This window comes from Thiobacter subterraneus, assembly GCF_055379455.1.
Genome location: NZ_AP042402.1, coordinates 1948978 through 1974330, shown reverse-complemented (window position 1 = coordinate 1974330; position 25353 = coordinate 1948978). Strand labels below are relative to the sequence as shown.

Genomic DNA, 25353 nt, shown 5'->3' with positions numbered 1-25353 from the left:
CGATGCCGCCGTTATAATGACATCATGTTTGGATTCCGCCGTTTCAGGCCCGCGCCTCCCGAGAGCACCGCCCCTGCAGCCCCCAAGCTGCCGGAGGAGGTCTGGGCGCGCACTATCGTGGACGTGCCGGCCCCGCCCAAACCCCTGTCCCGGATGTCGGCGGAACCCCAGGAAGAGGCGGGCATCTCCCAGGTCTCCCTGGGCCAGGAAAAGTTCAAGATCCGCTTCGCCAGCACGCCGGACCGGCGTGAATCCGCGAGCCTGCTGGTAAAGAAGATGTATTCCTGGCGGGGTTATGCCACGGAGGATGGCCTCGCCCAGGCCGAAGCCAACCGCATCACCCTGGTGGCCTCCTTCCAGGAACGGGTGATCGGCACCCTGACCATCGGTTTCGATTCTCCCGCGGGCCTGCTCGCCGACCAGATGTACAAGGCCGAGGTGGATCGGCTGCGCGCCGAGGGGCGGCGGGTGGGGGAATTCATCAAGCTCGCCGCGGACCGGGACATCCATTCCATGCGGGTGCTGGCCGCCCTGTTCCATCTCGCCTACATCTACGGGCGCAACATCCACCAGTACACGGATGCGGTGATCGAGGTGAACCCCCGCCACGTGGGGTTCTACCGCAAGATCCTGGGTTTCCAGCAGATCGGGCCGGAGCGCATGTGCCCCCGCGCCAAGGCCCCCGCCGTGCTGCTTTCCCTGTCCGCCGACTACGTGGCGGAGAAGATCCGCCAGTTCGGCGGCCAGCGGGACCAGGCACGGGGCGAACATTCCCTCTATCCCTGGTTCTTCAGCCCGGAAGAGGAAGCGGGCATCACCCGGCGGCTTTTGGGCGACCGCTGAACCATTTCATCCTCCACCCGAGGAATCGGTGGCAAGTCATTGTCTTTTCATCGACATCACGGCGAGGACCATGCATAATGCATGGATGCGCCGCCTGCTTTGCGTCCTATCCTGTGTGGCCCTCACGGCTGTCTGTGCCCCCGCCGCCCTGGCGGATGCGGCCGGGGAGGCCCTGGCCCAGAAGGTCTATGACCGGCCCAACGGGCAGGACGCGGTGAGCGTGCTCACCATGTCCCTCACCCAGCCGGGGCGGCCCCCCCGCCACCGGCGCATGGTGCTCTACCGTCTGGACAAGGCCCCGGGCGAAGTGGCGTCGCTGATCCGCTTCACCGAACCGGAGGACATCGCGGGGACGGGGCTCCTCACCCTGGACCACAAGAGCGGGGAAAGCGATCAGTGGATCTATCTGCCCGCCATGGAGCGGGTGCGCCGCATCGCCTCCAACCGCAAGGGCGGCCGCTTCGTCAACTCCGAGTATTACTACGAGGACCTGCGGGAACGAAAAGTCCACCAGGACCGTCACCGCATCCTGGGCCGCGAGACCATCAACGGCATCGTCTGCGAGGTGCTGGAAAGCATCCCCGCCGAAGCCGGCAATTCCGCCTATCTCAAACGCGTGAGCTTTATCGATCCCAACACCCTGATTCCTTTGCGGGTGGATTTCTACGAGAAGAACGAGCAGGAACCCAGCAAGCGGCTGACGGTGGCCGCCTTCCGCCGGATTTCCGGTTTCTGGACCGTCACCGACAGCACCATGACCGACCTCACCACCGGCAACGCCACCCGGCTCACGGTGGAGAAGATCCAGTACAACCGGCGCCTGCCTGCCCGGCTGTTCACCACCGAAGCGTTGGAAGACGAGAGCCTGGAAGAAGACTACCGCCCCTGATGGGAAGGAGGAGAGCATGAAGACCCCCCGCCTGCTGTGCGCCGCCCTGGCGGCGACGCTGGTCGTCACGGCGGCCGCCGCTCCCGCCGACGACGGCGAAGACACCACACCCGTCCGCAAGAGCCGCTCGGCGAAGAAGGCGCGGGAGGCCGGCCCCCAGCTGAAACTGGAGCGGGCCCAGCTGGAGGCGGGCGGCTTCCTCGACGGGGCCGCGCCCGCCAGCCAGTCCTACGGGCATTTGACCGCAGCCGTGCATTGGCAGCCCTCCCGTGCCTGGGAGTGGCAGGCCGCCGTCCGGCTGGATGGTTACCTGCAAAGCGACCCCAATGCCGACCGCCTGCGCGCCGACACGGGTGAAACCTTCGTGCGCTACCGGGGCGAGGGCCTGCGGGTGACCCTGGGGGCACAGAACATCCTGTGGGGACGCACGGACGAGCTGCCCCCCATCGACCGGCTGTCGCGGGTGGATCTCAACCGCTTCAATCTCGATCCCCTCGCCCAGCGGCGCCGGAGTGTGGGCGCTCTGCGCGTGGAGAAGACCCTGGACGACTACAAGCTCGACGCGGTCTGGGTGCCGGTGTTCCAGCCCGCGGAGCTCCCGCCCTGGGAGAGCGTCTGGCACCCGGTGGACCGCCGGCGCGGGCGCATCCTCGGAGTGGATCCGGCGCTGCTCCCCCCAAGCCTGGTGCAGAATGCCACCTTCGGCGAGGACAAGCACGGCGCGGGCGGCGGGGGCCTGCGTCTGACCCGCACCGGCGGCGGCTTCGACTGGGGTGTTTCCCTGCAGCGGGCGCGCCAGTCCCTGCCCTACTACCGCTTCAACAATTTCGCGCCGAACCTGCCCACCTTCACCGTGGTGCACCCCATGGCCACCGTGGCGGGACTGGAAGGGGAGTTCCAGTGGGGCGGCGCCACCTTCCGCCTGGAAGCGGCGCGCACCTCCGACACCCCCGTGACCACCACCGCTTTCCAATATCGCCTGGTGCCGTCCACCGACGTGGTGGCAGGCGTGGAGTTCTTCCCCGGTGACCGCGACACCCGGGTGACGCTGCAGCTCGCCGGCCACCGCCTGTCCACTCCCGAGGCCCTGCTGGAGCGCAGAACCTTCAACGCGCTGACCGGTGAGGTGGAACATCCCTTCGCCGGCGACCGGTGGCGGTTCAATCTGCGCTGGCTGGCCGGCCTCAATCATCGGGACAATTACGTGAGTCCCAAGCTCACCTACCGTGGCTTCGAACCCCACGAGTTCTACGTGGCAGGTCATTTCTACGGTGGGGACGACAGGGGCGTGGGCGGCTTCCACCGCGACCACGACCTGGTGGTGATCGGGTGGCAGGTCCGCTACTAGACCGCTTCCAGCGCTTCCTGCTGCCCTGGTGGCTGGCGGCGGCGGTGCTGGCCACCGTCAATGTGGTGGCGGTGGGGATCATCGCCACCCGCATCGAATTCAACAACGCCCCCCAGCTCTATTTCCCGCCGGACGCACCGGCCACGCTGCTGGAAAAAAGCCTGCGCCGGGAATTCCCGGGCGACGAGAACCTGATCGCCGTGTTCCAGGGCGACGACCTGTTCACGCCGGATTTCCTGCGCCGCCAGCACGCGGTGGCCGAGCGCCTCGCCCGCCACCCGTTGGTGGACCGGGTGTTCGCCGTCACCACGGTGGATCACATCGCCGGCACCGAAGACGGCTTCACCGTGGAACGGCTGGTGGATCCCGCGGCGCTGGATCATCAGAGTCCGGAGGAGCTGCGGCGCCGGGTGCTGGCGGACCGCTTCGCCCCCGGGCTGCTGGCCGCCCGGGACGGCTCGGCCCTGGCCATCCTGGTGCGGCCCAAGCCCCTTGCGCAAAGTCTTCAGCGTCAGGCCCTGGAGACCGCGGTGCATGAGGCAGTCCAGCAGGCGGGCCTGCGCGACCGGCTGGTGGCGGTGGCCGGCACGGTGCCCCTGGACGCGGCGGAACTGCGTTCCATGCTGGTGGACACCACGGCGCTGCTGCCCATCGTGATGGGTCTGTCGCTGCTCCTCCTCTACTGGGTGGTGGGGCGGCTTCCGCCGGTGCTGATCGGCGCCGTGACCCTGATGACCACCATGAGCAGCACGGTGGCCATGTCGGTCTATCTGGGCAAACCCTACACCCTGGTCACGGCGATGGTGCCACCGCTGCTCGCCGCCTACAGTGCCACCGCCCTCATCCATTTCTACGCCGCCCTGGCCCGGGCCCGGGAGCGGGGCCTGCGCCGGCCGCAGCGGGTGCTCTGGGCGCGCCGGGAGGTGCACGTGGCCGCCCTGTTCAACGTGCTCACCACCATGGCGGGCATCGGCAGCCTCTACTACACCTCCATTCCCCCCATCCAGAACTACGCCATGATCGGTGCCGTGGGCGTGCTGGTGATCTATGTCGTGGTGTTCCATCTGGTGCCGCCGCTGCTGGTGCGCTTCGATAGGGGCCCCTGGCCCCGTCACAAGACGGTCCTGTCCGTCACCGACAAGATCGCCTTCCGGATCGCCACGTTCTCCATGCGCCGCGCGGGCTGGGTGGTGGCCGCCCTGGGCCTCCTGGTGGCGGCGGCCGTGCCGCTTTTAGTCAAGGTCACGCCGGAATCGGACCTCTTCAAATTCTTTCCGGAGCATCATCCCCTGACGGTCTCCACCCGGATTGCCGAAGACAAACTTTCCGGCGTGATCGGCCTCGAGGTGGTGTTCGACGCGCCGGAGCGGGATGGCTTCAAGCGGGTGGAGGTGCTCCGCCGTCTCAGGGACTTCCAGACCTGGCTGGACAAGCAGCCGGAGGTGGACCGCACCTTCTCCATGGTGGATCTGGTGGAGGAGATGAACTGGGCCTTCCATGGCGAGGATCCCCGCTTCCGGCGCCTGCCCGACAGCGATCGCGCCCTCTCCCAGCTCCTGCTCATCTACGACGGCCGGGACCTGGAGGAAGTGGTCAACCGGGAATTCCGCCGCACGCGCATCGCCATGAGCCTCAACGTCCACGGCGCCGTGGCCATCGACGGGGTGATCCAGCGCATCCGCGCGGAACTGGAACGGCGCCGGCTCGACGACCTGCGCTGGGACATCGGCGGCTGGGGGCGGCTGTTCGCCGACCAGAACGCGCTTTTGCTGTCCGGCCAGGTCAACAGCTTCCTGTTTGCCTTCGTCACCATCTTCCTGCTGCTGGCGCTGGCGTTCCGGTCCTGGCGGGGCGGCTTCATCGCCCTGATTCCCAATCTCGCGCCCCTCTTCTTCATCTTCGCCGTCATGGGGGCGCTGGACATGCATCTGGACATGGCCACGGTGCTCATCGCCGGGGAGCTTCTGGGCATCACCGTGGACGACACCATCCACCTCTACCATGGCTACCAGGCCCGCCTGGAAAAAGGGCTGGACCACACCTGGGCGGTGGCGCGCAGCTTCGAGGCTTCCGGGCGGGCGGTGCTCGCCATCTTCGTGCTGCTCACCGCCCAGTTCCTGCTGCTCACGGGCTCCCGGTTCCAGCCCACGGTGGATTTCGGTCTCATGTCCGCCACCGGCCTCATCGCCGGCCAGTTCTTCGAGCTGGTGCTGCTCCCGGCCCTGCTGGTGCTCTGGCATCGCCATCACCAGAACCGCCTCAGGCGGGAATGGGAGCGGCGCCATCCCCGGCTGGCGGCCCGACGGGGGAAGCATCCATGACCCCATTCGACTATGGCACCGCCTTCAGCCGCAACATCGGCTGGCTGACCCCGGAAGAACAGGCCCGCCTGCGGGCCAGCCGCGTGGCCATCGCCGGCCTCGGGGGCGTGGGCGGTTACCACCTGCTCACCCTGACACGCCTGGGCATCGGCGGCTTCCGCCTGGCGGACCCGGACAGTTTCGATCTGGCCAACTTCAACCGCCAGGCCGGTGCCACCCTGTCCACGGTGGGGCGTTCCAAGCTGGAGGTCATGGCCGCCGCCGCGCGCGACATCAACCCGGAGCTGGTTCTGGACTGTTTCGCCGGGGGCGTGACCCCGGACAATGTGGACGCCTTCCTGGCAGGCGCCGATGTCTATGTGGACGGGCTCGACTTCTTTGCCTTCGAAGCCCGGGAGAGGGTTTTCGCCGCCTGCCGGCGGCTGGGCATTCCCGCGGTGACGGCCGCCCCCCTGGGCATGGGTGCCGCGCTCCTGGTGTTCTCCCCTAAGGGCATGAGTTTCGAGGACTATTTCCGTTTCGCCGGGCAGTCCGACGAGGAAAAGGCGCTGCGCTTCCTGGTGGGTTTGGCGCCTGCCGCACTGCAGCGCGCCTATCTGGTCGAGCCGGGGCGCGTCGATCTGGCCGCCCGGCGCGGTCCTTCCACCGTCATGGCCTGCGAGCTGTGTGCCGGCATCGCCGCCACGGAGGTGCTCAAACTGCTGCTTGAGCGCGGGCCGGTGCGGGCGGCGCCCTGGGGATACCAGTTCGACGCCTACCGGCGCCAACTGGTGCACACCTGGCGGCCCGGGGGCAACCGCCATCCGCTGCAGCGGCTGACGCTGGCGGTGGCGCGCCGCCGGCTGGCCGCATTCGCCGCCCAGCGCGCCCCGGCAGAGACGCCACCCCGGAGCGTAATGGAACAAATCCTGGAACTCGCGCGCTGGGCGCCCAGCGGGGACAACACCCAGCCCTGGCGCTTCCAAGTCCTGGACGAGGGCCGGCTGGTCATCCACGGATTCGATACCCGGGATCACTGCGTCTATGACCTGGACGGCCACGCCAGCCAGCTCGCCCTCGGTGCGCTGCTGGAAACCCTCTCCCTGGCGGCCGGCCGCTTCGGACTGGGGGCGGACATCCGCCGCCGCCCCGGGCCCGACACCCATCCCAGCTTCGACGTGACCCTCACGCCCAACCCGGCCGGCGTGCCGGATCCGCTGGCCGATTTCATCCGTGTCCGGTCCGTCAACCGCCGCCCCTTTTCCCCCCGCCCCCTGACTCCCCGGGAAAAGTCCATGCTCGAGGCCGCCGTGGGCCCGGAATGGGAGGTGCGCTGGTTCGAGGGCTGGGCGGCGCGCTGGCGGGTGGCCTGGCTGTCGTTTCGCAACGCCCGCCTGCGCCTCACCCTGCCGGAAGCCTATGCCGTGCACCGGGCCATCATCGAGTGGAACGCCCGCTTCAGCGCCGACCGGGTGCCGGACCAGGCCATCGGTCTGGATCCCCTCACCCTGCGCCTCACCCGTTGGGTCATGGCCTCCTGGCAGCGGGTGCGCTTCTTCAACCGCTGGCTGGCCGGAACCCTGTTACCCCGCCTGGAGCTCGACCTGCTGCCGGGGCTTGCCTGCGCCGCCCATTTCGCCCTCATCGCCCGCAACCCGCCGGGGGAGGTGGACGACTACGTCGCCGCTGGCCGGGCGGTGCAGCGCTTCTGGCTGGCCGCCACCCGGCTGGGACTGCAGGTGCAGCCGGAAATGACCCCCGTCATCTTCAGCCGCTATGCCCGGGAGGGACGCCCGTTCTCCGCGGCGGCCCACGCCGGCCGCGCAGCCCGGGCCATCCGCGCCGCCTTCGACCGCCTGCTGGGTGATGCCGCGCCGCGCACGGTGTTCCTCGGCCGGGTGGGCCACGCCCCCCAGGCCCGGGCCCGTTCCCTGCGGCGGCCCCTCGGCGAGCTCGTGGAATGACCGGGCCAGCGCCCGGGGTTGTCGGATTTTTTTACACTCGCGACCGCAGCGCCCGCGGGGCGAGTCACTAATGCATTGATTCTCAAGCAGTAATTTTTTCTGGCACGGCCATTGCTTATCGATGGGCACACAGCATTGCCCCGGCCTTGGGCCGGGTTCCGAAACGAAGAACAGGAGATATCGATCATGCGCAACGCTTTCAAACACCTGCTGGCGGCCGCCGCCCTCACGGCGGCCTGCGCCCCCCTGAGCGCCTCGGCCTTCCTGCAGAACTGGCAATTCAATCCCACCGGTGGCGGTCTCGGCGGCGCCGTCACGGTCAGCGAGTATCTGGACTACATCGGCAACAGCTACATCCAAAATACCTTCACGTCCTCGACCACGTTTACCTTCACGGACAACGGCGCCTTCGTGATCTCGGGCGTGGACGGCGTACCCCAGTCGTGGTCGAGGCAAATCACCGGCCTGCTCACGGGGGTGACGGGCAGCGGGACGCTTGGTGGCAGCATCAGCTTCACCGGCGGTACGCTTAAGCTTTATTCCGACGCCACGTTCAACTACGGCTCCACCACCGGCTATTTCGGCGCGAACGATGGGACCCAGTTCGCGACGCTTACGCTGGTGGGCGGCAACGGGGCCGTGGACACCAGCGGCCTGCCCAACGGCTTCTTGAGCATGGTGTTTGCCTTCACGAATCTTTCCTGTGGCTATGCCTTCGACAGCCTGGGGAATGACCTGTGCACCCTGGTGCCGTCCCTGCCGCCGGTGCTGTTCGGCTTCACCACCACCAATGCCAGCTGGGTGAAAAGCCCGATCGGGAACGTCAAGTCGGAGATCGCCGAGGAACTGTCCTGTGGGGGCACGGCCAATTGCGGATACGGCGCCAACTTCAACACGCCGCCCAGCAACTTCATCGTGAGCAACAACGGGCAGTTCCGCCTCATTCCGGAGCCGGCCTCCCTGGCCCTGCTGGGCGGCGGACTGGTGGCCCTCGGCCTGCGTCGGCGCAAGGCCCGTCGCCTGAGCTGACCCGGGCCGGGACCCGGTCCAAACCTGAACGGCCCCCCACGGGGCCGTTTTCTTTTGGGCGCCTGCACCCCGCGGTTCCCCGGGCGGTCTCCCCAAGCGCAGACCGGCTGCCGTCTTCAAAGGGGACACGAGCGAGGGCGCGGGCGGCGGCCATGACGCCCTGCAACACGGCCGACCCCTGGTTGACCCGCGCAGCCCAGGCAGTGGGCGGGGCTCACCGCCCCATTCACCCCGCCGCGGGAGCCGGACGGGATCTGGCTTCCGTTCCGGGCAATTCCGCGCTCAGTCGCCCCGCAGGCTGGCCAGCAGCGCCCGGGCCTTGGCCTGCTCCGGGAAATGTTCGCCGCTTTTGAGCAGGGCCTCGAGCTCCCGCCGCGCCTTGGCGGTCTCGCCCTTCCGGGCGAGCGCCACCGCATGGTGATAACGCACCACGGGATGACCCGGCAGGCGGGCGTAGGCCTGGGCGATCAGCTCCCCTCCCCGTTCCAACTCCCTGCGCTCCAGCAGGATCCAGCCCAGGGTATCCTGGACCATGGGCAGGTCCGGCGCGAGGCGATACGCCCGTTCCGCCATTTCCAGGGCCCGTCCGTCACCCCGCTCCTGGTAGAGCGCCGCGAGATCGTTGAGGCTGGCGACATCGCGGGGCGCCTGGGCCACCAGCCGCTCCAGCTCGCCCACGGCCAGCTCCACCTGTCCCCGCGCCAGGGCGACATCGACGCGGGCCCGCCGCGCCGCGGCATCCCGTGGGTGCTCGGCGAGCCACTGCGCGAGGCGCTGGTCCGCTTCCTCACCCCGGCCCGCCAGCAACAGGGCCCGGGCCAGCCGGGCCAGGGTCTCGCCCCCGGGGGCCCGGGCCGCTGCGGTCTCGAAGACGCGCACCGCCTCCAGGGGCTTTTTCATCAGGAGCAGGGCGTCTCCCTCGAGCACCCGTCCCGCCACCGCCCCCGAGCCGGCCAGCCTGCGGGCATGAGCCAGGGCCTGCTCGGGGTGGCCGGCCAGGATCTCCAGCTGGGCCGCCGCTTCCAGGAGGGCGGGGGCGTCCGGCCAGCGCCCAAGGGCCGATTCCAGGGTGGAACGCGCCTCGGGATATTGGCCGAGCATCATCTGCGCCCGGGCGATCCCCAGGCGTGGCGCCGGATCGTTGGGGCGGGCCTCGGCCAGCCTGCCGTAACTGGCGAGGGCGTTGCGCAGATCGCCCGCCGCCAGCTGGGTGCGGGCGAGCAGATCCAGCGCGCGGGGATCATCGGGATGGGCCGCCTGGGCGCCGTTGGCCACGCTCAGTGCCTGCTGGGGTTTGCCGGTTTTCAGGTAATACTCGGCGAGCAGGGCCTGGGGCGCGAGCGCCTGGGGGGCGCTGCGACCGGCTTTCCCGATCCAGTCCAGAAATTCCCCCTCCCGCTCACCCGCGGCGGCCAGCCGCGCCAGGGCGAGCATGGCCGGCACGTTGCCGGCATCATGCTTAAGCAGCGCCAGGAAACGCTGCCGCGCCGCCTCGGGACGGCCCTCGTCCAGATCCAGCTGCGCCAGGGCCGAGGCGGCGGCAAAATCGGTTGGCGCCTTGGCCAGGGCCCGTTCCAGGTCCGCACGCGCGGCGGCGCGATCCCCCTGGCGCAGGTGGATGCCGGCCCGCAGCCGGTCCGCGAGGGCGTCCCGGGGGCGTTTTTTCCCGATGGTTGCCACCGCCGCCAGCGCCTCGGGATACTGCCCGGCCTGGAGGTGGATGGCCACGAGCAGCAGATCGGCATCGATGTGCGCCGCGTCCGCAGTGGAAGCCGCACTGAGCAGACTGATGGCCTGCACCCGCTCGCCCTGGGCCAGCAGGGCGGCGGCAAGGGGCGTTTTCAGGCTCGCCACCTCGGGCTTGAGCGTGGCCGCCTTTTCCAGGGCGGACCGGGCGCGGGCCGCATCCCCCGTCTCCAGATAGGCCAGACCCAGCAGATAGAAAAGATGCGCATCCTCCGGATAGCGCGCGACGTAGGGAGCGAGGACATCGGGCACCTCCCCGGCACGCCCCGTCCCCAGCAGGATGGACGCCTTCAGGCCCGCGGCGGCCGGATCCCCCGGTTGCACCGCCAGGTAGCGGTCCACGTACTGTTCCGCCAGGGCCAGATGGTTTTCCCCGTGGTGGATGCGCGCGGCCAGCAGCCAGGCCGGAAAATAGCTGGGATAGGCCTTCTCCAGCGCACCCAGCACCTCCAGCGCGCGCGGCCCGTTTTTCTGCGCGGCCGCGACGAGGGCCGCGAGATAGAGGCGCCCGGGCGTCTCGATGCCGGTGACCGTCAGGCTTTTCAGGTCCCGCTCGGCTTCCTGCAGGCGGCCGCGGCTCACCGCCAATGCGCCGTGACCGATCAGGGCTTCCAGGTTGCGCGGATTGAGGCGCAACGCTTCTTTGTAGGCCTTCTCGGCGCCGGCGGCATCGCCCCGCGTGTGCAGCACTTCGGCCAGCCGCGCCCAGGTGGCGTCGTTGCCGGGATCGAGATCCCGGGCCTTTTCCAGCATGGCCTGGGCACCGGCGAGGTCCCGGCGCAGGGCCTGGCAGACCGCGAGGCCCCAGTAGGCCTCGACGGCCCCCTGGGGATCCCGGTCGGCAGCCCGCTCATAGAGGGCGCAGGCTTCCCTGGGCTTGCGCATGGCCAGGCGGGCGTCGCCCTGGGTCGCGATCAGCTTGGCTGCCATGCGGTCGGTGGTCTGGGGGCCCGGTTCGAGCCAGGCCAGGGCCTGCTCCGGCTGGTTGGCAAGGAGCAGCGCCCGGGCCAGGGCCAGCCTGGAACCGTCCGTCTGGGCGCCGAGACGGATCGCCTGGGCAAGCTCCTTCTGCGCTGCCTCGCCCTGCCGCAGTTCCAGATAGAGCTTGCCGAGCTCCAGGCGCGCCTCGGCATTCCCGGGGTTCTTGGCCACGGCGTTCTTGAGCTCGATCTCCGCGGCGCGCAGGTCGCCCTTCGCCTGGAAATCCTTGGCGCGCTGGACGTGTTCCTGGTCGGTGTAGCTGCGCAGCCGGTCGCAGCCGGATAGCCCAAGCCCAAGGGCCAGGGTGGCCATGCAGACAAAAGCGAGCGTTCTCATGGGGGATCCTTTGCGGGCAGCCGGCTCAGGGCCGGGCGGTTTTGAGCTTGGCGAGGAGGGCCTGGGCGTCCTTCTCTTCCGGGAAACGCACCCCGGTGTCCAGGGCCCGCTGCAGTTCCTGGCGGGCACGGCCGGGGTCGCCGCTTTGGGCGAGGGCCACCCCATAGTGGTAGCGCACGCTGGGCTGGCCCGGGGCGGCAGCCACCGCCCGGGCCAGGAGGTCGCGCGCCCGGTCCGGCCTGCCCCGGCTGAGATGGATCCAGCCCAGCGTATCGAGGATGTTGGGATCCTCCGGGCGCAGCTTGAGGGCCCGCTCGGCGAGGGGCAAGGCCTCGGCGTCGCCCTGCTGGTTGAGCAGCCAGGCGAGGTTGTTGAGGGCCACCGGTTGATCGGGCGCCTGCTTAAGCACGGCGCGATACTGGGCGATGGCCTCCCGGTTCTCGCCGCGCTTCATGTGGGCTTCGCCCAGATAGAGGCGCAGGCCCACGTCGTCCGGATGGTTCCTGAGCCAGTCTGCGGCCACCTTCCCGGCCTCGGCGGGCTTGCCCGCGGCCAAGAGGCTGCCATGGAGCTTCATGACGATGACCGGATTCGCCTCCCGTTCCAGGGCCTGGCGGTAGAGGGCGGCCGCCTGGGCGGGCTGGTTCTGGCTGGCCAGGATGTCACCCTCCACCAAATAGCCGCCCGCCGCCCCGGGATGGCGGCTCTGGATCTCCCGGGCACGGTGCCGAGCCTCCTCCACGCGTTTTTCCCGCAGATCGAGCCCGATCAGGGCGAGCTGGGCGTCCAGGAGGTCCGGCTTGAGGGCAAGCGCCCGCTCCAGGGACTTGCGCGCCTCCTGGGTCCGGCCGGCGGCAAGTTGGGCCGAGGCCAGGCGCAGGAAGGCGGCACCGGAATCCGGGCGCAATTCGGTGAGCCGGGTGAAGGTGGCCAGGGCATTGTCCTTTTCCCCGGCAGCGAGCTGGACGTTCCCCAGCAGTTCCAGCGCCTCCGGGCTGTCCGGGTTGGCCGTGTGGGCCTCCCGCGCCAGGGTCAGCGCCCGCTGCGGCTCGCGCTGGGCGAGATAGTGCTGGGCAAGAAGCGCCCGGGGGGCGATGGCCTTGGGATCCGTCTGCGCCGCGCGGGTGAGCCAGTCCACCGCCGCCCGGGTGTTGCCCAGCTTCCCTTCCAGGGCCGCCAACCCCACCATGGCGCCCACGTTCCTGCGGTCGGCGGCGAGCACCGCTTCAAACCGCTTGCGCGCCGCGGCGGAATCGCCGGCCGCCAGATCCAGCCGCGCCAGGTTGGCCGCCGCCGGATAGAAGGCCGGATCGAGGGCGAGCGCCTGCTCGAAGGCCCGCCGCGCCCCCGCGGTATCCTTCTTGCCCAGCAGGGCCGCGCCACGCAGATTGGGTACCAAAGGCAGCTTGGGCTGCTTCTGCCCGAGGGCGTCGATGGCGGCCAGGGCGGCATCGTAGTTCCGGCGGGCGAGGTGGGTGGCGATCAGGACGAGATCGGTCTGCACCGGACTGCCTTCCAGGCGTGCGGCGGCGGTGAGCTCGGCCAGTCCGGCTTCGGTCTGCCCCTGGGCGAGACGGCTGATGGCCAGTTCCGTGCGCAGGGTAGCCTGCCCGGGATGGGCCTGGCTGGCCTTTTCCAAATACTCCGTGGCCTGGGCGAATTCCTTGCGCTGCAGGTGGGCCTCGCCGGCCAGGGCCAGCACGGCAGGCTCGGGGTTTCCGTCAAGCAGCGGTTTGAGCTGCTCCAGCGCCTTGTCGGGCTGCCGTTGGCGCAGGTAGGTGGCGGCAAGCAGCCGGCGCGCATGGGCATGCCCCGGTACCGCCTTGACGAAGGTGGACAGGTAGGTTTCCGCCTGGCTGAGATTGTTCAGCCCCAGCTGGGCGGCGCCCATCATGAGGATCGCCGAACCATTGTTGGGGGCGAGCTTGAGGACTTCCTGCAGTTCGTCGCGGGCCTTGGCGAACTGCTGCTGACCGAGCCAGAGCTGGGCCTGGGCAAGACGCACCGGCAGGGCCCTGGGTTCGAGCCGGCGGGCGTCGTCGATGTGGCGCTGGGCGGCGGCGAAATCCTTCTCGCCCAGGCGGATGAGGGCGAGGGAAAGATGGGCACCGAGATGGCTTGGGTTGCGCTTGAGGGCTTCGCCATAGGCCGCGGCGGCCTCCTGGTTCTGGCCTTTGGCCCGCAACAGGTCGCCCTTGAGCACCCAGGGATCGGCCTTGTCGCCTGCTGCGCGGATGGATTCGTCGGCCAGCCGGATGGCCTCTTCCGACCTGCCTTCCGCCAGCATCAGGGCGGCCAGCCCGCGGTTGGCTTCCGGCAGCCCCGGAGCCAGGGCCCGCGCCGCCTCGAAGGCCTGGCGGGCCTCGGCGCCCTGCTCCAGTGCCGCCAGCGCCTCGCCGCGCTGGGCGAGCAGGACGGCCGCCTGGGGGCCCTTCACGTCGGCCGGGATTTCGTCCAGCACCTTTTGGTATTCCCGCTGCTGCAGCAGCGCCCGGCCCAGGAGGGGCAGCACTTCCTCAGTGCTTGCCCCCAGCTGCAGGGCACGGCGCAGTTCCTTCTCGGCGGACGCGCCGTCGCCCTCGTCCACGTAGGAGCGCCCCAGGAGCAGGCGCGCCTGGCGGTGCGCCGGCTCCTTTTGCAGGACGTTCTTGAGTTCGATGACGGCGGCCTTGGTGTCGCCCGCCTGATAGTGTTGCTGCGCCCGGGCGAAAATGGTTTCCGGCTTGTCGCCGGAACAGCCGCCGATCAGGCCCGCTAAAGCGAGAGCCAGGACGAGGTGACGCAGCCGTGGGCTGGAGTCCAGCATGGGTGTCTCCTTGGGGTTGTCATGTCTGGTCTGCGCCGGTTCCCGGTCATGTCGCCGGTTTGTTTTCCGTCTTGGCCGCGAGGCCATAGCGGTTGACGAGATCGTACAGCGTGGGGCGGGAAACGCCCAGCAATTCCGCCGCCCGGGCGATGTTGCCGCCGGCCCGCGCCAGGGCGCGGGCCACCGCCTGGCGTTCCGCCTCTTCCCGCACCTGGCGCAGATTGAGGGGCTCGGCCACGGCACCCGCACTGGCCAGGCCCAGATCGGCCACCTCGATGCGAGCCCCCTCGCTCATGATCACCGCCCGCTTGATGCAGTTCTCCAGCTCGCGCACGTTGCCGGGCCAGCTGTGGGCCTCCAGGGCCGCCACCGCCTCCGGCGTGAAACCCTTCACGGGTTTTTTGAACTGCTCGGCAAAACGCTCCAGGAAAGCCTGGGCGAGGAGCGCGGCGTCGCCGGGCCGCTCCCGCAGGGGCGGGATGGAGACGGTGATCTCGCTGATGCGGTAGTAGAGATCCTCGCGGAAACGCCCTTCGGCAATGAGGGCGGTCAGGTCCCGGTGGGTGGCGCATACCACCCGCACGTCCACCGGAATCTCCTCCCGGCCACCCAGGCGCTCCACCACCCGCTCCTGCAGGAAACGCAGCAGCTTGGCCTGCAGGGGCAGGGGCAGGTCGCCCACTTCGTCGAGGAAGAAGGTGCCGCCGTCCGCGTATTCGATCTTGCCCTTGGTCTGCTTGCTGGCGCCGGTGAAGGCACCCTTTTCGTAGCCGAACAGCTCGCTTTCCAGGAGGGTCTCCGGAATGGCGGCGCAGTTGATGGCCACGAAGCGCCTGCCGGCCCGCGGCGAGAGCTCGTGCAGCGCGCGCGCCAGCAGCTCCTTGCCGGTGCCGGACTCGCCCAGCAGCAGCACCGTGGCATCCACCGGCGCCACCTTTTCGATGGTGCGGCAGACCTTGAGCATGGGTTCCGCCGCGGTGAGGATGCCGTTGAGCGCAGCCCCCATGGACAGGCGCTGCAGCTTGCGGTTCTCCGCCTCCAGCTGGGCCACGTGGAAGGCACGCTTGATGATGAGCTGGAGGACCTCGAGATCGAAGGGCTTCTGGTAGAAGTCGTAGGCGCCCATGCCCACGGCCTTCACCGCATTGGCACGGTCCTGGTTGCCGGAGACCACGATCACCTTGGTGGACGGGGCGAGGGCGAGAATTTCCTGCAGGGTGAGCAGGCCCTCCGAGGCGCCGTCCGCATCCGGCGGCAGGCCCAGATCCAGGGTGACCACCGCCGGCTCGTGGCGACGCAGGGCGGCCAGGGCTTCCTGACGGTCCCCCGCAATCACCACCTCGAGGTCGTCGAAGCTCCACTTGAGCTGCTTTTGCAGCCCCGGATCGTCCTCCACCACCAGCAGCACCGGCTTGTCGCCGTTCGGACTGTCAGCCACCGCTCGCTCCCTGGAGGGGCAGCGCCCCCTCCCGCTGATTTTCCCGGCGGGTGAGGGGCAGGGTCACGGTGAAGGTGGTCCCCTCGCCCGGCCGGCTTTCCACCCGGATGTCGCCCTTCAGCTCCCGCACGTATTCCCGGCACTCGTAGGCGCCGATGCCCATGCCCGCGCTCTTGGTGCTGGCGAAGGGGCGGAACAGCTGGGTGCGCAGGAAAACCTCGTCCATGCCCCGCCCCGTATCGCGCACCTGGATCACGGCCTGCTCGCCGGCGGTATCCAGGGTCACCTCGACCCTGCCCGTCTCCGGCGTGGCCTCGATGGCATTCTGGACCAGATGCCCCAGCACCCGGGCAAGCCGCTCGCGCTCCGCCACCACCCAGGCCTCCGTCACCGCCGCCTCGAAGCGGGGCTGCGGCCGGTAGGCGCCTTTGTCCGCCACCACCCCCGCCAGCACCTCGCGCAGGTTGACGAGGGCCGCGCCCTGGGCGGTCTGGTAGCCGGCGCGCAGCTGGGACAAAAGCCGCGACATCTTCTGTACCGCGTGGTCCACCGTGGCCAGCATATCCTCCTGGAATTCCGGATTGTGCTTGTGCTTTTCCGCGTTCTTCAACAGGAGGGAGAGCTGGGCCACCACGTTCTTGAGATCGTGCACCACGAAGGCGGAAAAGCGGTTGAAGGACTCGAACTGGCGCGCCTGGGCCAGCGCCTCCAGGGCGCCGGCCTGGGCCAGATGGGCCGCGGCCTGACGCCCCGCGGTCTTGAGCAGGTCGGAGTCCTCCCAGTTGAAGCTGCGCCGGCTGCGTGGGCGCGCCAGCACCATGAAGCCGATCAGGTCCTCGTGCACCATGAGCGGCACGATGAGCCAGACATCGCGGCGGCCCTCCAGCCAGGCGGGGAGGGCGAGGTCGCCGTAGAGATCGGGGGACTCGGCATATTCCTCCAGATTGACCACCCACTGGCGGCTGCGCAGGAATTGCGCCAGGGGCGCCTCGGCGGCCAGGGGTTCCGGGTTCAGGGGCAGGTTCCAGTGGGCGGCAAAGGCGAGGGTGCCGTCGTCCTGGGCGAGCCACAGCGCGGCGCCCGGACTGTCCACCAGCCCCGCCACCGCCTGCAGGGCCCGCTCCCGCACCGCAGTGGGCTCCCCGCTGGACAGGGTGCGGGTGAAATGCAGCCATTCTTCCCGATAGTCGTATTTGTAGGTGAAGAAATGCTTGCTCAGGAACACCTTGAGCCGCGCCCGCATGGTGCCCGAGAACACCACCGCCGCGAGGATGACCAGCGCGCCGAATAGGAACACGGATTGCAGCACGGCGCCCCAGCTGCCACCGAAATAGCGGAGGTAGTAACCCGCTGCCGCCATGAGCAGCAGGTAAACACCGGCGCCGATGAGGGTGGCACTGTGGAACACCATGCGCCGGGAGACGTGCAGATTCACCGACCACTGGGGATTGCGCGCCGCGGAGACCGCCAGCAGGGGCACCACCAGTGCATTGGCGAAGCCCCGTGCGCTCCAGACGCCTTCATCGAGGCGCTGGAACAGGAAGCCTTCCGAATAGAGGTAAAAATCGTAGGCGAACAGGGCGCCGAGGCCGAGACAGAAATACTTGATGGCCCAACGCTGGGTCTCGCCGGCGTTGCGGTAGAGCTGCTCGATCAGGGCCATGCCCAGGAGCGACGCGATGAGCAGCCCCATGCCCCCCAGACTGCGCGCCCAGGCAGACAGCCCCCCACGGGCGGGCCCGCTCGCCAGCAGGCTGGCGACCGCCAGCAGGAACAGCACCGCGCCCCCCAGGAAGAAACGCCGGCGCAAGCGGGCGGGTGTCTCGCCCGCCAGGCGCGCGCGCGCCTCGAGGAGCTGGTACAGGAAGGCCAGCCAGAGCCCGTCGCGGAGGTATTCCAGTGCCATCACGCCGCCGGGCCGGGCGCTGCCGGTGACCAATGTGTAGGCCAGGGTGCCCGCCCAGAGACTGGTGGCGGCGGCGGCCACCGTGAGCAGGCCACCCTGCAGCCGACCGCGCCAGTTGAGGAGCAGAAGCAGGGTGAACAGGCCGAAGGCCAGGGCCGCCAGCCCATAACTCAAGGCCCCGATGTGCATGCTCATGGCCGCCCCGTCAGCGCGCGCCCTTGCCCAGCAGCACGACCAGGGCGGTTTCGAACAGGATCATGAGATCCAGGAAGAAACTGTGGTTCTTCACGTAGTAGAGGTCATATTGCAGCTTTTCGATGGCATCCTCAAGGGACGCGCCGTAGCTGTAGCGCACCTGGGCCCAGCCGGTCACCCCGGGTTTGATGCTGTGGCGGGCGCCGTAGTAGGGAATCTGTTCCATGAGCTGGTTGACGAAGAAGGGCCGCTCGGGGCGCGGGCCCACGAAACTCATTTCCCCCTTGAACACATTGATGAGCTGGGGCAGCTCGTCGATGCGCGTCTTGCGGATGAAGCGGCCCACCGCCGTGACCCGGCTGTCGCCCGCCTGGGCCCAGCGCGGCTTGCCGTCGGCCTCCGCGTCCTGGGTCATGCTGCGGAACTTGTAAATGGTGAACACGCGCCCACCCCGGCCCACGCGCTCCTGCCGGTAGAGGACGGGAAAGCCGCTTTCGGCGACGATGGCCAGGGCCGCCAGCAGCATGATGGGCAGGGTCGCCACCAGGATGGCGGCGCTCACCGTGAGGTCGAAGGTGCGCTTGACCGCATCCCGGACCAGCCCCTGGTGGAAGCCCTCGGACAGCACCATCCAGCTCGCGTTGAGGGAATCCAGCTGCACCTGCCCCCGCTCCCGCTCGAAGAAGGTGGACAGCTCCACCACGCGGATGCCCTTGAGCTTGCAGTCCAACAGCTCGTGCACCGGCAAGTTGCCGCCGCGCCGCTCCCGAATGGCGATCACGATCTCGTCGATCTGGTACTTGTCCACGATCTCCGACAGGGGCGCCTCGTCCGGCAGGATCAGGCTGTGACTGACGAAATGGTGGGTGCCGCCCAGGGGCAGAAAGCCCACGATGTGCAGCCGGCGCCGGCTTTCCGGCTGGCGCATGAGTTCCAGGACACGGGCCGCGCGGGTACCAGTGCCCAGCACCAGCACGCGTGTCTTGAGCACCGCCAGGTCCGCCCAGCGGAAGAACGCGAACCGCAGCAGCACGATGGCCGCGGCGGCGAGTCCCGTCGCCCCGGCCAGGGTCACGGTGGGCATGGCCAGGCGCGGCACCAGCCAGCCCAGCAGCCACAGGAGCAGGAAACCCAGGGCCAGGGCCGTGAGGACACGCAGCACCATGCTGCCCAGCCCCTCGTCGAAATCCCGTCGATAGAGTCCGAACAGCGCCATGAGCCCGAAGGGCACCAGGGTGAAACCCAGGTTGGCCACACCGATCACGGCCGGCACGGGCTGACCGCGGAGGGCCGAGACCAGCGGCAGGGCCGCCAGCAGCACGGCCAGCTCGGCCACCATGAGCAGCAGCAGGCCCTTGGACAGGTAATGGCTGAAGATTCGGATCAAGGGGGTCTTCTGTCGAGGGAAACGGCCGCCCCACGCCGGCGGCGCACCCGCAAGTGTAAGCACTTTCCATGCCAAGCGCATGACGCGCTCCCGGGCCTGGCGAGCCCGTCAGGTGTGGCAGGCGCTGGTCAGCCCATCAGGCCGACGCGCCTCTGGCACGGATTAAACGAGCAGGGCTTCCACCTCGGCCAGGCGCGCGCGGGGCAGGGCACGGCCATCCACCGGACTGCGCGGGCTCTCGCGGATGGCATCGGTGGGAAAAACGGCCAGGTTCACGTCCGCCGGCCCGCCGTGCTGCAGGGTGAATGCCGGCACCACCCGCACGCAGTCCCCGAAGCGGTAGCGTTTCTCGCCCCGCTGGTAGGGCAGGCCAGCATTGAGCAGGAACAGCTCCACGTCCTTGTCGCTGTCCGTGAACAGCATGAGGTTGATGTCCGAATGACGCGCAGCAGTGCCCGTCAGCACGGACCCCGTGAGATGGGGATTGAAGCGCGCCAGGAGCCGCATCACCACGCAGGCCTGGCGCCGCAGGGCGCGCAACCGCTCGGCCTGCTCGGCACCCTGATAGAGGGACTGGTAGGCGCGCAGGGCTTCCTCGATTTCCGCGTTGGTGGGCAGGCTGTGGGTGTCCTGCGCGCCCAGCTGACGGGCGGCCTTGCGCTTGGCCAGGGCGTAGTCCTGGATGCCGTCCTCGGCCATCAGGCGCGCCGCGGCCTGGGCGATGCGCATGCGCATCTGCTGGCGCAGGTGGGGGTTGGTGCGGCCCATGGTCAGAAGATCTGGTCCATTACGGTGTCGCTGGCACCGTCCTCACCCCAGCCCCCGGACTCCGGCGGCACGTTTTCCTGGTAGAACCATTCCGGGATGCCCCCTTCCCTCACGCGCCGGCCGGTGGCGGGATCGATGCGCAGGCTCACCACGCCTTCCGGCGGGGTCCACTGCTGTTCCGGCACGCCCTTCAGGGCCTTGCCCATATAGGCCATCCAGATGGGCAGGGCCGCCTGGGCGCCGGTCTCGGCGCCGCCCAGGCTCCTGGGCTGGTCAAAACCGATCCAGGCCACGGCCACCAGGCTGCGGTTGAAGCCGCAGAACCAGGCGTCCACCTGGTCGTTGGTGGTACCGGTCTTGCCCGCGAGGTCGCTGCGGCCCAGCTGCATGGCGCGGGCAGCGGTGCCGCGGCGCACTACATCCTGCATCATGGAGGTCATGAGGAAGGCATTGCGCGGGTCGATCACCTGCTCGGCGCTTTCTCCGGCCCGCACGGGGGCGGCCTGGGCGAGCACCGTGCCCCGTGCATCCAGCACCTGCTTAACGTAATAGGGCTTGACGCGATAGCCGCCGTTGGCGAACACGGCGTAGGCGGTGGCCATCTGGAAGGGTGTCACGGAGCCTGCCCCGAGGGCCATGGTGAGATAGGGGGGGTGCTGCTCCGGATTGAAGCCGAAGCGGGTGATGTAGTCCTGGGCGTAACGTGTGCCGATGGCCTGCAGGATGCGGATGGAAACCAAATTCTTGGATTTCACCAGCGCCTCGCGCATGCGCGTGGGCCCGCTGAAGGTCCCGTCGAAGTTCTTGGGCTCCCACAGCTTGCCGCCGGTGACGGCCGGATCGAGGGCAATGGGCGCGTCGTTGATGATGGTGGCAGGAGTGAACCCCTTTTCCAGGGCCGCCGAATAGATGAAGGGCTTGAAACTGGAACCGGGCTGACGCCAGGCCTGGACCGCGTGGTTGAACTTGTTGCGGAAATAGTCGAAGCCCCCCACCAGGGCGTGGATGGCGCCGTCCTGGGGCGCAAGGGAGATGAGCGCCGCCTCCGCCTGGGGCAGCTGCAGGATCTGCCAGTGTCCCTTGGCATCTTTCGCCACCCGCACCAGGGAACCACGCACGATGGGCCTGGCCGCCTTGTCCGAGAGGGCTTTCTGCACGAAGGCCAGGGCCTCCCCGGTGAGATCCGCCATCCCCTGCCCCTTGATGAACACACGCACCGCCTTGGGCTGGGCGGTGAGCACGATGGCGGGAATGAGGCCGTTGCTTTCCTCCACGTCCTGCAGCAGGTCCTCCAGCTCCTCGTCCGGGTTGGCCATTTTCTCCGGAATCGGAAGCCGCCCCTCCGGCCCGCGGTAGCCATGACGCCGGTCGTAGTCGAGCAGGCCCTGGCGCACCGCCGCGTTGGCCGCCTCCTGCTCGGCCCGGCGCAGGGTGGTGATGACCCGAAAGCCGCTGGTGTAGGCCGCCTCCTGATAGCGCTCGAACATCATCTGGCGCGCCATCTCGGCCACATAGTCCGCCTTCACCTCGTACACCGTCGGTTCATGGCGGACGACCAGCTTCTCCCGCAGTGCCGCCTGGTAGGTGGGCTCGTCGATGAAGCCCAGCTCACGCATGCGGCGCAGCACGTAGTGCTGGCGCAGGCTCGCGCGGGCCGGGTTGGCCACCGGGTTGTAGCGGGAGGGCGCCTTGGGCAGGCCCGCCAGCATGGCCATTTCCGCCACCGTCAATTTTTCCAGCGGCTTGCCGAAATAGGTCTGGGCGGCGGCGCTGAAACCGTAGGCGCGCTGGCCCAGATAGATCTGGTTGATGTAGAGCTCCAGGATCTGATCCTTGCTCAGGTTCCGCTCGATCTTGAAGGCCATGAGGGCCTCGTTGAACTTGCGGCTCAGGGTCTTCTCGGGCGTGAGGAAGAAATTGCGCGCCACCTGCATGGTGATGGTGCTCGCGCCCTCGCGCACCCCGCGCTTGAGGAGGTTGGCGAGCGCCGCGCGCGCCACGCCCAGGTAGTCCACGCCGCCATGCTCGTAGAAGCGCTCGTCCTCGGCGGCCAGGATGGCCTGGATCATGGTTTTGGGCACGGCACCGATGCGCACCACCGTGCGCCGCTCCTCCCCAAACTCGCCCACCAGGGCGCCGTCAGCGGTATAGACGCGCAGCGGCACCTTGGGCCGGTAATCGGTGAGGACGGTGAGATCCGGCAGGGTGGGATAGACCAGCACCGCCGCGAGCACCACGGCGAGCCCAGCCAGCACGAAGACGATCGCGAGGAGTTTGAGGGGCAGAAGCCACCAGCGGGAGGACATGAGAATGGAATGGATTTTCGGCAGGCGGGACGTTTCGCCGCCATTCTACTTCATAGGGAGCCCGAGCGGACCCCGGCGGGTGCCTCGCGGCGCCGCCCCGGGGGTGAAACTTTCTTAAGGAAAGCCACGGGACCCTCAAGATCCCCGGAAAACCGCCGTTATTCCCATGGGATGAACGTGAAAAAAATTGCTTTACACCCTAAATGCTTGTTGCTAGGATTTAAACCAAAACTATTATAAAGTCCCCTAACCAGCCCCAACAGAAAGGGATTTCCGCCTTGCTATCGAACCTCCTTCAGGCCAAGTCGCCTCCCCTCATCGGCGTGGACATCAGCTCCTCGGCGGTGAAGATGGTGGAGATCGAGGAGGCTGGCAAAAACCTCTACCGCGTGGAGCGCTATGCCATCGAGCCGCTGCCCAAAGACGCGGTGACCGATGGCAACATCATGAATCTGGACGCCGTGGCGGAAACCCTGCGCCGCGCCTGGAAGCGCATGGGCACGCGGGTGAAGAACGTGGCCCTGGCGCTGCCCTCGGCCGCGGTGATCACCAAGAAGATCATCGCACCCGCCGGCCTGCGCGAGGAAGAGCTGGAAGTGCAGGTGGAGGCGGAAGCCAACCAGTACATTCCCTTCGCCCTGGACGAAGTGAATCTGGATTTCCAGGTGCTCGGGCCGGCGCCCAGCGGGCCGGAGGAAGTGGAAGTCCTCATCGCCGCCGCCCGCAAGGAAAAGGTGGAAGACCGCGTGGCCGCGGCGGAGAGCGCGGGGCTCAAGGCCGTGGTGATGGACGTGGATGCCTATGCCACCCTCACCGCCTATGGACTCATCGCCCAGCAGCTGCCCAACGGCGGCCGGCAGCAGACGGTGGCCATCGTGGACATCGGCGCCTCCATGATGCACATCAACGTGGTGCACGACAACCAGCCCATCTACCTGCGCGAGCAGACCTTCGGCGGCAACCAGCTCACCCAGGAAATCCAGCGCCGCTACAGCCTCTCCGCCGAGGAAGCCGAAATGGCCAAGCGCCAGGGCGGCCTGCCGGAAAACTACGAGGCGGAAGTGTTGCAGCCCTTCATGGACACTCTGGCGCTGGAAGTGGCGCGCGCCATGCAGTTCTTCTTCTCCTCCAGCCAGTTCAGCCATGTGGACCACATCCTGCTCGGCGGCGGCTGCGCCATGCTGCCGGGGCTGGACGAGATCGTCGCCAACCGCACCCAGGTGAGCACCATGATCGCCAATCCCTTCGCGAACATGGCGCTGTCCTCGCGCATCAAGCCGCGCCAGCTCACCATTGATGCGCCGGCCCTGCTGGTGGCCTGCGGTCTGGCCATGCGGAGGTTCGACCAATGATCCGCATCAACCTCCTGCCCCACCGGGAAGCCCGGCGCAAGGCGCGCCAGCAGCAGATGATCGTCATCTCGGTGGGGGTGGCGATCTTGGGCGTGCTCACGGTGTTTGCCGGTTCCCTGGTCATCGGCGCCATGATCGAGCGCCAGGAAGAGAACAACCGCTATCTCAAATCCGAGATCGCCAAGCTGGACAAGGACATTCAGGAAATCAAAAGCCTGAAGGAGAAGACCCAGCTCATGCTCGACCGCAAGAAGGTCGTGGAGGAGCTGCAGGCAGGGCGCGCCACCGCCGTGCGTCTGCTGGACCAGATGGTACGCCAGCTGCCGCCCGGCATGTATCTCAAGGACATCAAGCAGACCGGGCAGAAGGTCAGCATCCAGGGCTATACCCAGTCCAATGCCCGGGTCTCCACCCTGATGCGCAACCTGGACGCCTCGCCCTGGCTGGAAAACCCGCACCTGGTGGAGATCAAGGCGGTCACGGTCAACAACGTGCGGGCCAACGAGTTTTCCCTCGATGTCACGCTGTCCGCGCCGCAGGCTGCCGGCAGCGAGGCAAAGACGGACACCCCTGCCAAGGATAAGCGGTCATGAGCCTGGTCGACGACATCAACAAGCTCAACCTCCGGGAAATCGGCATCTGGCCGGTGCCCTTCAAGATCGCCGCCATGGTGATCCTGTTCGGCCTGATCGTGACCGCCGGCTATTTCCTGGTGTGGAGCGACGCATTCGCCAACCTGGACCGGGCACGCCAGGAGGAGCAGAAGCTGCGCAGCGAATTCCTGGACAAGAAAAAACAGGCGGTCAACCTGGACCTCTATCGCCAGCAGCTCGCGGAGGTGGAGCAGTCCTTCGGCGCCCTGGTGCGGCAGCTGCCCAACAAGGCGGAGATGGATGCCCTGATCACCGACATCAACCAGGCGGGGCTCGGCCGCGGCCTGGAGTTCGAACTGTTCAAGCCCGGCCAGGAGACCATCAAGGGCGAGATCGCCGAGCTGCCCATCGCCATTAAGGTCACGGGCGATTACCACGACCTCGGGCGCTTCGCCAGTGACGTCGCCCAGCTCCCGCGCATCGTCAATCTCCGGGACATCCATATCTACCCGGGCAAGGACGGCAAGCTGGTCATGGAAGCCACTGCCGTCACCTACCGCTACCTGGACGAAGAAGAGCTCGCCGCCCAGCGCAAGGCCCAGCGCGAGGCCAAGCAGAAAGGGGGCCGCAAATGAGACGCCTGGTCATGCTCTGCCTGCCGCTCCTGCTCACCGCCTGCGGCGGCGGCACGGACGATCCCCGCGAGTTCGTGAAGAACGCCGGCAAGGACCTGCGCGGCAAGGTTGCGCCCCTGCCGGAGGTGAAGCCCTATGAGCCCTTCACCTACGAGGCCATGGATCTGCCGGATCCCTTCAAACCCCGCAAGCTGGAACCGCCGAAAGGAAGCGGTGGCGGCGGGCTCGCGCCGGACTTCAACCGGCCCAAGGAGGCCCTGGAAAACTATCCGCTGGAAAGCCTGAAGATGGTGGGCACGCTGAGCCAGGGCAAGGTGACCTACGCCATCATCAAGACGCCGGACAACAGTCTCTACCGGGTCAAACCCGGCAATCACCTGGGGCAGAACTTCGGCATCATCACCCAGGTGACGGAAAACGAAGTGAAGCTCACGGAAATCGTGCAGGACAGCGGCGGCGACTGGATCGAACGCCCCGCCTCGCTCACCCTGAGCGAAGAGCCCGCCCAACCGGCGAAGAAATAGCCCGCAA

The 25353-nt window shown here is 68.2% G+C and carries 17 protein-coding genes; 10 read left to right on the top strand and 7 right to left on the bottom strand.

Annotated features, from left to right (window positions below; translation table 11 throughout):
• The first annotated feature begins 24 nt into the window (after nucleotides 1-24).
• The 6 genes from ACZ42P_RS09775 to pepA all read left to right on the top strand — a co-directional run bounded on the left by ACZ42P_RS09775 (nucleotide 25) and on the right by pepA (nucleotide 8373).
• Nucleotides 25-843 carry an N-acyl amino acid synthase FeeM domain-containing protein gene (locus ACZ42P_RS09775; RefSeq protein ID WP_464897368.1) on the top strand — a complete coding sequence of 273 codons (819 nt, stop codon included), beginning with the start codon at nucleotides 25-27 and terminating at the stop codon, nucleotides 841-843.
• Between the two features lie 70 nt (nucleotides 844-913).
• Entirely contained in the window at nucleotides 914-1732 is an 819-nt protein-coding gene (locus ACZ42P_RS09770) for an outer membrane lipoprotein-sorting protein (RefSeq protein WP_464897367.1), read from the top strand.
• A 16-nt stretch (nucleotides 1733-1748) separates the two neighbouring features.
• The gene (locus ACZ42P_RS09765) at nucleotides 1749-3080 is read left to right on the top strand and encodes a DUF1302 family protein (RefSeq protein WP_464897366.1); all 1332 of its coding nucleotides are present in this window, start codon (nucleotides 1749-1751) and stop codon (nucleotides 3078-3080) included.
• Nucleotides 3062-5401 (top strand): efflux RND transporter permease subunit, encoded by a 2340-nt coding sequence (locus tag ACZ42P_RS09760; protein ID WP_464897365.1) that lies wholly within the window; start codon nucleotides 3062-3064, stop codon nucleotides 5399-5401. The genes ACZ42P_RS09765 and ACZ42P_RS09760 overlap by 19 nt, the downstream gene beginning before the upstream one ends.
• Nucleotides 5398-7344, top strand: coding sequence for a ThiF family adenylyltransferase (locus ACZ42P_RS09755; protein WP_464897364.1), 1947 nt, complete (start codon nucleotides 5398-5400; stop codon nucleotides 7342-7344). The genes ACZ42P_RS09760 and ACZ42P_RS09755 overlap by 4 nt, the downstream gene beginning before the upstream one ends.
• A gap of 186 nt (nucleotides 7345-7530) precedes the next feature.
• Nucleotides 7531-8373 (top strand): flocculation-associated PEP-CTERM protein PepA, encoded by an 843-nt coding sequence (gene pepA / locus ACZ42P_RS09750; protein ID WP_464897363.1) that lies wholly within the window; start codon nucleotides 7531-7533, stop codon nucleotides 8371-8373.
• A gap of 282 nt (nucleotides 8374-8655) precedes the next feature.
• On the opposite strand, the gene prsT (ACZ42P_RS09745) is transcribed toward pepA, so the two are convergent.
• The 7 genes from prsT (ACZ42P_RS09745) to ACZ42P_RS09715 all read right to left on the bottom strand — a co-directional run bounded on the left by prsT (ACZ42P_RS09745) (nucleotide 8656) and on the right by ACZ42P_RS09715 (nucleotide 22242).
• Nucleotides 8656-11436 carry an XrtA/PEP-CTERM system TPR-repeat protein PrsT gene (gene prsT, locus ACZ42P_RS09745; protein WP_464897362.1) on the bottom strand — a complete coding sequence of 927 codons (2781 nt, stop codon included), beginning with the start codon at nucleotides 11434-11436 and terminating at the stop codon, nucleotides 8656-8658.
• Between the two features lie 25 nt (nucleotides 11437-11461).
• Nucleotides 11462-14242 carry an XrtA/PEP-CTERM system TPR-repeat protein PrsT gene (gene prsT / locus ACZ42P_RS09740; RefSeq protein WP_464897361.1) on the bottom strand — a complete coding sequence of 927 codons (2781 nt, stop codon included), beginning with the start codon at nucleotides 14240-14242 and terminating at the stop codon, nucleotides 11462-11464.
• 46 nt (nucleotides 14243-14288) lie between these two features.
• A complete protein-coding gene (gene prsR, locus ACZ42P_RS09735) occupies nucleotides 14289-15680 on the bottom strand; it encodes a PEP-CTERM-box response regulator transcription factor (RefSeq protein WP_464897360.1) in 1392 nt (463 codons plus the stop codon).
• Nucleotides 15673-17781 carry an XrtA/PEP-CTERM system histidine kinase PrsK gene (gene prsK / locus ACZ42P_RS09730; RefSeq protein WP_464897359.1) on the bottom strand — a complete coding sequence of 703 codons (2109 nt, stop codon included), beginning with the start codon at nucleotides 17779-17781 and terminating at the stop codon, nucleotides 15673-15675. The genes prsR and prsK overlap by 8 nt, the downstream gene beginning before the upstream one ends.
• Before the next feature lie 10 nt (nucleotides 17782-17791).
• A complete protein-coding gene (locus tag ACZ42P_RS09725; RefSeq protein WP_464897358.1) occupies nucleotides 17792-19168 on the bottom strand; it encodes a TIGR03013 family XrtA/PEP-CTERM system glycosyltransferase in 1377 nt (458 codons plus the stop codon).
• 162 nt (nucleotides 19169-19330) lie between these two features.
• Nucleotides 19331-19936, bottom strand: a complete 606-nt coding sequence (locus tag ACZ42P_RS09720) for a nucleotidyltransferase family protein (protein ID WP_464897357.1) — start codon at nucleotides 19934-19936, stop codon at nucleotides 19331-19333.
• A 2-nt stretch (nucleotides 19937-19938) separates the two neighbouring features.
• Entirely contained in the window at nucleotides 19939-22242 is a 2304-nt protein-coding gene (locus ACZ42P_RS09715) for a penicillin-binding protein 1A (protein WP_464897356.1), read from the bottom strand.
• 278 nt (nucleotides 22243-22520) lie between these two features.
• Between ACZ42P_RS09715 and ACZ42P_RS09710 the strand changes: the two genes are divergently transcribed.
• From ACZ42P_RS09710 to ACZ42P_RS09695, 4 genes are read left to right on the top strand one after another with little or no spacing between them, the layout of a single operon-like run.
• Nucleotides 22521-23594 carry a pilus assembly protein PilM gene (locus ACZ42P_RS09710; RefSeq protein WP_464897355.1) on the top strand — a complete coding sequence of 358 codons (1074 nt, stop codon included), beginning with the start codon at nucleotides 22521-22523 and terminating at the stop codon, nucleotides 23592-23594.
• A complete protein-coding gene (locus tag ACZ42P_RS09705; protein WP_464897354.1) occupies nucleotides 23591-24187 on the top strand; it encodes a PilN domain-containing protein in 597 nt (198 codons plus the stop codon). Before ACZ42P_RS09710 ends, ACZ42P_RS09705 begins: the two co-directional genes overlap by 4 nt.
• Complete coding sequence (locus tag ACZ42P_RS09700; RefSeq protein ID WP_464897353.1) at nucleotides 24184-24822, top strand: type IV pilus inner membrane component PilO; 639 nt, start codon at nucleotides 24184-24186, stop codon at nucleotides 24820-24822. Before ACZ42P_RS09705 ends, ACZ42P_RS09700 begins: the two co-directional genes overlap by 4 nt.
• Nucleotides 24819-25346: a pilus assembly protein PilP gene (locus ACZ42P_RS09695; protein ID WP_464897352.1), complete on the top strand. Its 528-nt coding sequence runs from the start codon at nucleotides 24819-24821 to the stop codon at nucleotides 25344-25346. Before ACZ42P_RS09700 ends, ACZ42P_RS09695 begins: the two co-directional genes overlap by 4 nt.
• Nucleotides 25347-25353: the final 7 nt, after the last annotated feature.

Coding starts and splice junctions, on each gene's coding strand:
- prsT (WP_464897361.1), bottom strand. CDS start 14,242: ATGCTGGACTCCAGCCCACGGCTGCGTCACCTCGTCCTGGCTCTCGCT.
- ACZ42P_RS09775 (WP_464897368.1), top strand. CDS start 25: ATGTTTGGATTCCGCCGTTTCAGGCCCGCGCCTCCCGAGAGCACCGCC.
- ACZ42P_RS09770 (WP_464897367.1), top strand. CDS start 914: ATGCATAATGCATGGATGCGCCGCCTGCTTTGCGTCCTATCCTGTGTG.
- ACZ42P_RS09695 (WP_464897352.1), top strand. CDS start 24,819: ATGAGACGCCTGGTCATGCTCTGCCTGCCGCTCCTGCTCACCGCCTGC.
- ACZ42P_RS09715 (WP_464897356.1), bottom strand. CDS start 22,242: ATGTCCTCCCGCTGGTGGCTTCTGCCCCTCAAACTCCTCGCGATCGTC.
- prsT (WP_464897362.1), bottom strand. CDS start 11,436: ATGAGAACGCTCGCTTTTGTCTGCATGGCCACCCTGGCCCTTGGGCTT.
- ACZ42P_RS09705 (WP_464897354.1), top strand. CDS start 23,591: ATGATCCGCATCAACCTCCTGCCCCACCGGGAAGCCCGGCGCAAGGCG.
- ACZ42P_RS09765 (WP_464897366.1), top strand. CDS start 1,749: ATGAAGACCCCCCGCCTGCTGTGCGCCGCCCTGGCGGCGACGCTGGTC.
- ACZ42P_RS09720 (WP_464897357.1), bottom strand. CDS start 19,936: ATGGGCCGCACCAACCCCCACCTGCGCCAGCAGATGCGCATGCGCATC.
- ACZ42P_RS09700 (WP_464897353.1), top strand. CDS start 24,184: ATGAGCCTGGTCGACGACATCAACAAGCTCAACCTCCGGGAAATCGGC.
- pepA (WP_464897363.1), top strand. CDS start 7,531: ATGCGCAACGCTTTCAAACACCTGCTGGCGGCCGCCGCCCTCACGGCG.
- ACZ42P_RS09755 (WP_464897364.1), top strand. CDS start 5,398: ATGACCCCATTCGACTATGGCACCGCCTTCAGCCGCAACATCGGCTGG.
- prsK (WP_464897359.1), bottom strand. CDS start 17,781: ATGAGCATGCACATCGGGGCCTTGAGTTATGGGCTGGCGGCCCTGGCC.